The sequence below is a fragment of the Pseudomonas sp. AC463 genome, assembly GCF_979253585.1.
Genome location: NZ_CEEDDZ010000498.1, coordinates 1 through 280, shown reverse-complemented (window position 1 = coordinate 280; position 280 = coordinate 1). Strand labels below are relative to the sequence as shown.

Below are 280 nucleotides of genomic sequence, written 5' to 3'. Positions count from 1 at the left end.
GTCTCCAGCGGGATCGTGGAGGCGGCGGCCTGTTCGTGGATCTGCGCGGTCTGGCTCTTGAGCAACTTGCCGGTCGAATCGATGATGTTCGCCGTCGTCGTGTTCAGCTGCGTGATCTGCTCCAGCACCAGCTTCTGGTTGGTCAGCGCCTGCGCCACCGTCACCGCGGTGCGCAGCGCCGCGACCGTCGTGGTGCTGGCGCGGTCGACGCCCTTCACCAGCTCGACATTGTTCTTCTTGACCAGATCGAGCGCCAGATAGCCCTGCACCGTCACCGCCA

Annotated in this window: 1 protein-coding gene; it reads right to left on the bottom strand. The window is 65.0% G+C overall.

The genetic code is table 11. The features are described from left to right. Positions 1-280, bottom strand: a 280-nt coding sequence (locus AC0IYH_RS31135; protein WP_471838056.1) for a toxic anion resistance protein, incomplete at both ends; no start/stop codon positions are given.